Genomic DNA, 7,888 nt, shown 5'->3' on the forward strand with positions numbered 1-7,888 from the left:
GCTATGCGGCCGGCCCGGTCCTTTTCCGTCCTCGGGGCTCAGTTCGCCCCGGCCCGGCCCGGCGCGGCGTCCGGCGCCGGCCCGCCCACAGGAACGCGGCGAGTCCCAGCAGGGCCGCGCCCGCGACCGCCAGGCCCGGGACAAGGCCCGGAGGGCGGAACGAGCAGCTGAGGGTGGTGGTGCGGCCGTCCAACGGGGCCGCGACCAGCCCCAGGTGCGCGGCGGCCGGGCGGCCGTCGCAGGTCCAGCCCGCGATGGCCGGGGCCGCGAGGACCGCCGTACCCGTGCTGCCCTCGGGGAGCGTGGCCCGGATGCCGGAGGAGCCGACCCGCACGGACACCGCCGCCGACGCCCGCAGGGCGGCGACCGCCGCCGTCAGCCGGGGCCGGTCCAGGCAGGACAACTGCCAGTGCGCCGGGGCTCCCTGGTCGAAGACCAGCGCCGAGGCCGGCCCGCGCGAGACGCCCATGGGCTGCAGGGCGGCCCTGTTGCGCGGAGGCGTCGCGTTCAGCCGGAAGGCCGGGCCGTCCGCGAGGCGGGCCGTGGAGTTGTACTCCGGGGCCCACAGGAAGGCCTCCGTGCCCGCGCGGCAGACGCCGGGGGAGAGCGGATCCTCGTAGACCCGTGCGCCCAGCAGGAGTTCCTGGTTGGCGAAGGGCGAGGCCCCGTACGAGAGGGACGGACCCGGCGGACGGACGGTGACCAGCGGAGGGACCTCCGCGCGGGCGATCGTCCCGTCGGGCCGCAGCCGCGCGCCGACCGCGAAGACGGCGTCCGTCACCGGGTTGTCGAGGCTCTGCACGTTGCGCCCGCGCGAGGTCCAGCCCGCCCCGAGCGCCGCCATGGTCCGGGTGAACAGGTCCGGGGTGTGGCTGCTGTAGTACGCGCCGCCCTCCCCGCCCAGCAGCATCGGGTCGTTGCCCGTCAGCGCGGGCCGCCCCGCGTCCGTGCGGTACGCGGGCCAGCCCTCGGCGCCCGCCAGCGCCTCGGAGCGCGCGCTGTGGGCCGCGCCCCACGCGGGGTAGTCGTCCAGGCCCGCCAGTTTGCCCTTCTCGCCGAAGGCGGTCGTCGCCGCCGCCTGGGCGAGCAGGACCAGCGCCAGCACCCCGGCCGCCGGCAGGACCAGGCGCCGGTGGCGCAGCGCCCACCAGGCCGCGCCGGACAGGGCCAGGCCCGCGACGAACAGCGCGAGGCCCCACCGGGTCGCCAGGGTGCTGCCGCGCGCCGCCAGTACGGCGGCCGCCAGCACCGCGGCCCCGCCCGCGAGCGCCCGGGGCTCAGGCAGGCCCTGCGCGAGGGCGGCCCAGGCGGCGATCACGGCGATCCCGGCCAGGACGAAGGTCTGCCGGTACGGGCTCCCGTTCGGCGTCGCGAAGAGGTGCCAGGCCAGGTGCGTCGGCGCCCACTGGAAGGACAGCAGCACCGCCGTCACCAGCCCCGCCCAGCACAGCCGGGTCCGTACCGGCACGGCCCGGTGGAACGGCAGGGCCGCCACCAGCAGCAGGGTTCCGGTGCCGATGAACAGGGCGGGCGAGGAGAAGGAGTACGTGGCGGGCAGCAGCCGTGCCAGGAGGTCCTGCGCCGGCACCGGCCGGAACGGCCTGAACCACCCCGGGTAGGCCTGCTTCGAACTGAGGAAGAGGGGGACGAGGACCGGCGCCGACAGGGCGATGCCCAGCAGCGTCGTCAGCGCGGCCCGCGCCAGGACCCGTACGGTCTCGCGCGGTGCCTCGTACGTCAGCACCACCCGTACCAGCAGCACCAGTACGGCGCCCAGCGTCGCCATGTAGGCGGTGTAGAAGTTCGCTGTCCAGCACAGGGCCACCACCACGGCGGCCGCGGCCGGGCGCCGGGAGCGCAGCGCCCATTCACCCGTCAGACACAGGAGCGGAAAGGCGATCAGCCCGTCCAGCCACATCGGGTTGTACGAGGCCTCGATCACCGACCAGCCGCACAGCGCGTACGAGGCCCCGAGCAGGCCCGCCGCCCACCACGGGCCGCGCCGCTGGGTGCGCAGCAGCCAGGCCATTGCCGCCGCCGCGGCCGCCGTCTTGAGCACGGTGACCACGTACACCGCGAGGTCTATGTCCTGGCGCGGGAAGAGCGCCACCAGCACCGCGAACGGGCTGGTCAGGTAGGTCCCGAAGTCGGGCAGGAAGCTGGTCCCGTAGCCGGACTGCCAGTTCAGCAGCAGTCCGCCCTCGGCGCGCCCGTGCAGCAGGTCCCACAGGTGCGCGTGGAAGGGCACGAACTGGTTGCCGAGGTCGTTGACGCTGCGGTGGCGCGAGCCGTAGGGGAAGACGCGGGCGACCGCGTCCCCGGCGCACACGGCCACCGCCGTGATCAGGGCGGCGAACGCCGAGCCGGAGAGACCGGGGCGGCGCGCGGAGCGGTGCGGTGTCGACATGGTGGGCCGACCTTGGCACCGCCGCCGGTCCGCGGGATGGCCGCCGGATGGCGCCGACACGAACAGCACAGCACCCCAACACCCCCGGAATCGTTGGTCGAACCGGTGGCTCTGGTCACCCTGACTGCATAACATCGATCATCGCACGGCCCTTGTGCACCGACGCACAATCTCCCGGCCCTGGAGGCTCCTTTGCACCGTCGCACAGCGCTCTCCGTCTCCGCCGTCCTGCTCCTGGCGGCCCCCCTGCTGTCCGCGTGCTCGGGCGAAGCCCGCCCCGGCACCGCGGCCGTGGTCGGCGGCGAACGGATCACCACCTCCGCGGTCCAGGCCCAGGTGAAGGACGTCCGCACCGCCCAGAACCGCTCCGAACACTCCGCCGAGCTGATCGCGGCCATCCCGCAGCTGGACCGGGTCAAGCTCAGCTCGATGATCCAGAGCCGGATCCTCGACCGGATGGCCGAGGACGCCGGGATCACCGTCACCACCAAGGAGCTGGAGACGGAGCGCGAGGCCTACGACCAGAACAACGGCGGGGCCAAGGCCTTCGAGGCGGCCGTCCTGCAGAAGGCCGCCATGGCCCCCGACCAGATCGAGCGGTGGGTGCGCGACCAGGTGCTCTTCACCAAGCTCAACGCCAAGTACGGCGAGGGCAAGCTCGCCGAGCCCGCCTCGAAGGCCGCCGCGAAGCTCGGCATCGAGGTCAACCCGCGCTACGGCTCCTGGGACCCCCAGCGGGTCACCCTCGGCGACGGCGAGACCCCCTGGATCACCCAGGTCACCCGGCCCGAGCAGCCCCCGGCCGGAGCCTAGGAGGCACGCGCGGGGAGCCCCGCACGGGGAGGTAGGTTCGGAGGGTGACTGACGACGTTCCCTCCGAGCCCACCGGCCGCATCGTCCTGCTGACCACCAGCCACCGGGTCGCCCCCGGCGTGCTGTCCTGGCCCGCCTGGCAGACCCTGCACGCCGCGGACCGGGTGCTGTGCGCCGACCCCGGTCACGTGCAGCTGCCGTACCTGCGCGAGGCGGGCGTCACCGTCTCCCACGAGGCCCCCGACGCTCAGGGGCTGATCGAGGAGTGCGCCGGCGGGCGCACGGTCGTGGTCCTGCTGAGCGGCGAGGGCGACCGGCGGCTCACCGACGGGCTGGCCCGCTTCGCCGGCTCCGGCCGGGTCGCCATGCCGGACCTGGAACTGCTGCCGGGCTCGTACGACCTTCCGGGCGCGCGGCTGCTCGACCTCGTCCAGGTGATGGACCGGGTCCGCCGTGAATGCCCCTGGACCTCGAAGCAGACGAACGAGGGACTGGCGAAGTACGCGATCGAGGAGGCGTACGAGCTGGTCGAGGCCATCGAGGCCGGGGACCGTGACGAACTGCGCGAGGAGCTCGGCGACGTCCTGCTCCAGGTGGTGTTCCACGCGCGCATCGCGGAGGAGGGCGGTCCTGGGGAGGAGGACGAGCCGTTCTCCATCGACGACGTGGCCGGAGCCCTCGTCGAGAAGCTGATCCACCGCCACCCGCACGTCTTCGGCGACGCCACGGCGGAAACGCCGGAGGACGTGCACGCGCACTGGCAGCGCACCAAGCAGGTGGAGAAGCAGCGGGAGTCCGTGACCGACGGGATTCCGCTCGGCCAGCCGGCGCTCGCTCTCGCGGCCAAGCTGGCGGGTCGTGCCCGTGCGGGGGCCGTGCCCGTGGAGCTGCCCCGCGGCGAGGGCGTCGGATACGAACTGCTGGAACTGGCGGCACGCGCCGAGGCGGCGGGCACCGACCCCGAGACCGCGCTGCGCGCGGCGGCCCGGGTCTACCGGGACGCGATCCGTGCGGCCGAGGGCGTCGGCGAATAGCCCCCAGCTGCGGTTCACGTCCTGCGGGTGTTCCCGGGTGCGGTGCTCCCGGCCTGGAACTCCCGGTCCATCGCTCCCGGTCTAGTACGCCCGGGGCGCGCGGCCCGACGGGTTGTACCAGTGGGGGTCGGGGCGGTTCAGGAACCACTCCCCGAAGCCCAGCGGCCGGCCGTTCGGCCCGTGGCCCTTGCCACTGGCAGGTACGGAGTCGTAGAAGATCCGGCCGTGAGTGGCGCCGAGTTCCTCCAGGAGGTACGAGGTCTCCTCGATGAACTGCGGCGGTCCGCTCAGGTAGACGTCCTGGTCGGGCCAGAGCCCGCGGTTGCTGAGCGCGGTCGCCAGCCGGTCGGTGGCCTGGTTGCGGTGCTGCCCGGGTGCCGGCGTGATGTAGGTGACGCTCAGCCAGTCCAGGGCGGCCGCGTACTGGTCGATGAGCGGGCGGTCGTAGAGGTGCGCGGCGTCCCGTGCGACCACGAAGAGCCGTACGTCCTGATCGGGAGGGTGCTCCGCCAGGTCCTCGAGCATCGCGCGGATCGGCGCCCAGCCGGTGCCGGCGGCTATGAAGCTGACCGGGCGGTCCTCGCGCCGGAAGGTCATCTGCCCGCCGGCCGCGGCGAGCCTGAGCACGTCCCCCGGCTGCGCCTCGCGGACCAGGGAGGTGCTGAGGCGGCCGCGGTCGATCCGGCTGACGTGCAGGTCGACCGTTCCGTCGGCGCGGGGCGCGTTGCCGATGGAGTAGGTGCGCCAGGTCGTCGGGACCCGCTCGCTGCTCACGCTCGTGTACTGCCCGGGCAGATGCGGGAAGGGGGCGTGCGGGCGCAGGGTCAGGACGCCTATGTCCTCGCCGTAGAGCAGGTGGCGCACGATCTCCGCGTCCCACCAGGGCGGCTCCTCGCTGGAGGTGGCTCCGGCCATCATCGCGTCGGCGATCACCTGGTAGGCCTCGCTCCAGGCCTTCTCCACCGTCGGGGTCCAGGCGTCCCCGGAGGCCTCGGCGAGCGCGGCCAGCAGGCTGGAGCCGACGGCCGCGTAGTGCTCGGGGCCCGCCATGAACTTGCGGTGGTCGCGTCCCAGGTCGCGTAGATAGGGGAGGAGCGTCTCGTTCTCCAGATGGGCGATCACATGGGTGAGCGCGGCGAAGAGCCGGTCCCGCTGCCGTTCCATGTCCTCGAAGGAGGCCGGGAAGAGCTCACGGACTCCGGGGTTGTGCCAGAAGAGGTGGGAGTAGAAGAACTTGACCGCGTGCTCGGCCCGTCTCTCCACCACCGCGAAGCTGCTTTTCAAGATCCTCACATCCACAAAACCGAAAGTAGGAATGCCGGGGAACGTGAGGTCAAGCCAGGGCTTATCTACGGACAGCCGCGACGAACCGCCCATATGGGGCGACGGGTGACGGGCGGGATGCGGTCCGTGCACCGCACCGAGCCCTCAGGGGGCTTCCGTCGCGGCCGGGCGCCGGGAGCCGGGACTCGGGGTGAAGCGGACCGGTAGGGTCCGCAGCCCCCGCATGATGAGACCACCCCGCCAGCGGAGCTCCGAGGGATCTGCGGCGAGTTCCAGGTCGGGCAGCCGGGTCAGCAGTGCGGCGAGGGCCGTCTGGCCCTCCAGGCGGGCCAGAGGGGCTCCGAGGCAGTAGTGGATGCCGTGGCCGTACCCGAGGTGCTGGTTGTCGCTCCTGGACAGGTCGAGACTGTTCGGATCGGTGAACCGTTCCGGGTCGCGGTCGGCGGCGGCGAGGACGACGAGGACGGGGTCACCGGCCGGAATGTCCTGGCCGCCCAGTGTCAGCGGCTCCGTCGCGTAACGCCACGTGGCCAGCTCCACGGGGCCGTCGTAGCGCAGCAGTTCTTCGATGCCCGTTTCCAACAGGTCGCTCTCGCCGGCGGCGAGGGAGGCCTGGAGGCGCTCGCGCTGGTCCGGGTTGCGCAGCAAGGCGTAGGTCCCGTTGCCGATGAGGTTGATCGTTGTTTCGAAACCGGCGAAAAGCAGTACGAAGCACATCGCGGCGGCCTCGTTCTCGGTGAGGTGCTCGCCGTGGTCGCTCGCCCGGATCAGTCCGGAGATCAAGTCGTCGCCCAGATCGTCGCGCTTGCGGTGGATCAGTTCGACGAGGTAGCCGCGAATCTGCTTGACCGAACGGGCCACTCCGCCGCGCGGGCCGCCGGCGTGCCGGATCATCATCCCGGCCCAGTCGCGGAAGTCGTCCTGGTCCTCCCGCGGTACTCCGAGCATGTCGCAGATGGCGTAGATGGGGAGCGGGAAGGCGAACTCGTGGATGAGATCCGCTTCCCCCCGTTCGGCGAAGCCGTCGATGAGCTGGTCGGTCAGCTCCTGCACCCGCCCGGTGAACTCGGCGACCCGGCGGGGGGTGAACGCCTTGGACACCAGGCGCCGCAGCCGGGTGTGGTCCGGCGGGTCGATGTTGAGCAGGTGCGTCATCAGCTCGGCCTTGCGCTCCCCGGGGATCCCGGTCTTGCCCTTGGCGTGCGCCGTTCCCGCGTGGTGGGCCGGGTTCTTGCTGAGCCGCTGGTCGGCGAGGGCCTGGCGGGCGTCGGCGTACCGGGTGACCAGCCATGCCTCGACCCCGCTGGGGAGCTTGGTGCGGTGCACGGGCGCGTGCTCGCGCAGCCAGGCGTAGGCCGGGTACGGGTCGGTCGCGAACTCCCAGTCGAAGAGAGTGGGCGGCGGGGTGGTGGAAGCGTCTTCGTGCACCTTCTGACCGTAGCCGTGGTGGACCGAAGTGCCTCACGGAGCCCACCCGAGGCGCTGCTCGACAAGGGGCGGACCGGATCGACCACCGTCCGGCTGCCCGATCCGGAACTGGCGGTTCCGACCGGGGGGCTGCGCCGGCGAGGGGGCGGCATGCGTGGTCCGCGCACGCTTCCGGTGCGCTTCACACCGCAAAACACCTGAAACCAGGCTGACCGGAAGTCAGTTCGGGCCCAAACTTGTGACTGGAGTTCGAAGGCCGCTAGGTTCTGCCGTTACCCCGCCGTTATGCGAAAGGTGCAGCCTCATGCGTTCCGGGAACGGCCGCCACAGACGCCCCCGACAGGTGCCCGCACTTGTCGTCACCGCCGGAGTCGCCGGCTCCGCGCTCGCCCTGCCGCTGCTCGCGGCCACGGGCGCGAACGCCGCCGAGACCTCCACGTGGGACAAGGTCGCCGAATGCGAGAGCGGCGGCACGTGGAGCGCCAACTTCGGCAGCGGCTCGTACGGCGGGCTGCAGTTCACCCAGGAGCAGTGGCAGAACGCCGGCGGGCGCGACTTCGCCGAGCGCGCCGACCTGGCCAGCCGCTCGCAGCAGATCGCGGTGGCCGAGCGGGTGCTGGCCTCCCAGGGCCCCCAGGCGTGGCCGCTGTGCGGGACGAAGTCCGGGCTGACCAAGGACGCCCCCGCCGCGCAGGTGGACCCGGGCCTGCCCAAGGGTGCCGCGTCCCCCTCGGTGTCCCGCCCGGACGACTCCGTGCCCTACCTCGGCGCGGGCAAGCCCTCCACGGACTTCGGTGCCCCGACGGCCCCCGCGGCCCCGGCCCCCTCCCCGTCCGCCTCGCCGTCCTTCCTGCTGCCCGACTACCCGCTCGGGGCGCCCAGCGGACTGCCCGTCATGCCCAACCCGGACCTCCCGACGACC

Annotated in this window: 6 protein-coding genes; 3 read left to right on the forward strand and 3 right to left on the reverse strand. The window is 72.9% G+C overall.

The genetic code is table 11. The features are described 5' to 3' along the window. Window position 1: 1 nt before the first annotated feature. Window positions 2-2,407, reverse strand: coding sequence for a YfhO family protein (locus ACWGDE_RS33040; RefSeq protein ID WP_453392732.1), 2,406 nt, complete (start codon window positions 2,405-2,407; stop codon window positions 2-4). 192 nt (window positions 2,408-2,599) lie between these two features. Here ACWGDE_RS33040 and ACWGDE_RS33045 point away from each other — a divergent pair, with 192 nt between their 5' ends. Further along, window positions 2,600-3,220 carry a SurA N-terminal domain-containing protein gene (locus tag ACWGDE_RS33045; protein WP_453392733.1) on the forward strand — a complete coding sequence of 207 codons (621 nt, stop codon included), beginning with the start codon at window positions 2,600-2,602 and terminating at the stop codon, window positions 3,218-3,220. A 44-nt stretch (window positions 3,221-3,264) separates the two neighbouring features. Next, a complete protein-coding gene (locus ACWGDE_RS33050) occupies window positions 3,265-4,254 on the forward strand; it encodes a nucleoside triphosphate pyrophosphohydrolase (protein ID WP_453392734.1) in 990 nt (329 codons plus the stop codon). An 81-nt stretch (window positions 4,255-4,335) separates the two neighbouring features. Here ACWGDE_RS33050 and ACWGDE_RS33055 read toward each other — a convergent pair whose 3' ends face one another. Both ACWGDE_RS33055 and ACWGDE_RS33060 read right to left on the reverse strand, forming a co-directional pair. Then, a complete protein-coding gene (locus ACWGDE_RS33055) occupies window positions 4,336-5,520 on the reverse strand; it encodes a globin domain-containing protein (protein WP_453392735.1) in 1,185 nt (394 codons plus the stop codon). A 162-nt stretch (window positions 5,521-5,682) separates the two neighbouring features. Next, window positions 5,683-6,966, reverse strand: a complete 1,284-nt coding sequence (locus ACWGDE_RS33060) for a cytochrome P450 family protein (protein ID WP_453392736.1) — start codon at window positions 6,964-6,966, stop codon at window positions 5,683-5,685. A 304-nt stretch (window positions 6,967-7,270) separates the two neighbouring features. Between ACWGDE_RS33060 and ACWGDE_RS33065 the strand changes: the two genes are divergently transcribed. Next, a partial coding sequence (locus ACWGDE_RS33065; protein WP_453392737.1) for a transglycosylase family protein occupies window positions 7,271-7,888 on the forward strand: 618 nt, incomplete at its 3' end.

This window comes from Streptomyces sp. NPDC054956 (assembly GCF_053609185.1).